The organism is Helicobacter sp. T3_23-1059, from assembly GCF_053654515.1.
Genome location: NZ_JBSIUV010000148.1, coordinates 1 through 1,147, shown reverse-complemented (window position 1 = coordinate 1,147; position 1,147 = coordinate 1). Strand labels below are relative to the sequence as shown.

2 protein-coding genes are annotated in these 1,147 nt (G+C 32.9%); both read left to right on the top strand.

The annotated features are described in order from the left end of the window. Positions 1 to 623 (top strand): hypothetical protein (locus tag ACWIX0_RS13685; protein WP_454174536.1); only part of this gene is annotated, 623 nt, incomplete at its 5' end. Positions 624 to 769: 146 nt separating this feature from the next. Continuing rightward, the gene (locus ACWIX0_RS13680) at positions 770 to 1,066 is read left to right on the top strand and encodes a hypothetical protein (RefSeq protein WP_454174535.1); all 297 of its coding nucleotides are present in this window, start codon (positions 770 to 772) and stop codon (positions 1,064 to 1,066) included. The last annotated feature ends 81 nt before the right edge of the window (positions 1,067 to 1,147 follow it).

Sequence of the window (1,147 nt, the reverse complement as noted above, 5' to 3'; positions counted from 1 at the left end):
ATGAGCCAAAAGAGGCGATAAAGTCGCTACAAAATAGCGCGAGCGAACTTAGCCAAAAAGTTAGCAACGCAACAAATCTGCATAAAATTAAGAATTTAGATACAATAATGAACAAAAATAACCAACAAGGTAAAATAATGCAAAATCAGCATATAAAAATGAACTCAAAAACAAAGGATTATCTAAGTGGTTTGCCCTTAAGCACTCAAGATGATTTTAATGTTTTTGTAGATAATGTCTTAAACAAAAATTATGCAAAAGCACCAAATATACAAAGAATTGCTACAATAAGTGCCGAATTAAAAAAGGTGTTAAACTTGCAGGGCGACAGGGTTTTTATGTTAAAAAGCGCATTAGCACATTTGCGACCAGAGAGAAAATCAAAATATAGGCAAGCATTAAAAATTAACGAAATCAAAGAATTGCCAAAAGTCATAAACAACGCCAAGAGTGCATATAAAGATGAAACAGGATTTTTTATTACTTTTGCAGACAAGAATAATGAACAAATGATGAATTTTGTGCATTTCAAAGCAGACAACAATGGAAATTTTATTGTTACCGCAAAAAAAGCTGATAAAAGAATTTTAAAGAATAAGAAACCGATAGAAGGAGGGAGTTGAACCCACAATATCACAAGCTACATAAGCCCAGCTCTCTACCACATTGAGAGCATCAACTATCGGTTTATGCTAAAAATATAGCACTTTTTACCCAAAAAGTCAAATTTAAAACCTAAAAACTACAATAAATCAATAAGGACAAAAAAATGTATAAACAAAAAATACAAGAAGTTGAAAAGGAAATAAACGATTTAATACTCGATAATGCTGATACAAGTATTATCAACGCGCTTAGGCAAGAACTTAATAGGTTAATTGCCTTGCAAAAACAATACGAAACCGAGTTAGATTCTCTTTTGCAAGCTAAAAAAGAACAACAAACTAAACAAGAACAAGAGAAAGAGAGGCAAGAAGCATTAAAACAAGTGCAATTAGCAAAAAAACAAGCCGAGTTAGCAAGGCTTTTAGCACAATGTAGCACCCCCCCCCAAGCACAGATTTAGTAGCAATCAAACGCATTTTAGAATCGCTAAACACCTTGCAAGCTAAACTTTTATCTACCTAAAACCCCTTGCAAGAAAGAC

Coding starts and splice junctions, on each gene's coding strand:
- ACWIX0_RS13680 (WP_454174535.1), top strand. CDS start 770: ATGTATAAACAAAAAATACAAGAAGTTGAAAAGGAAATAAACGATTTA.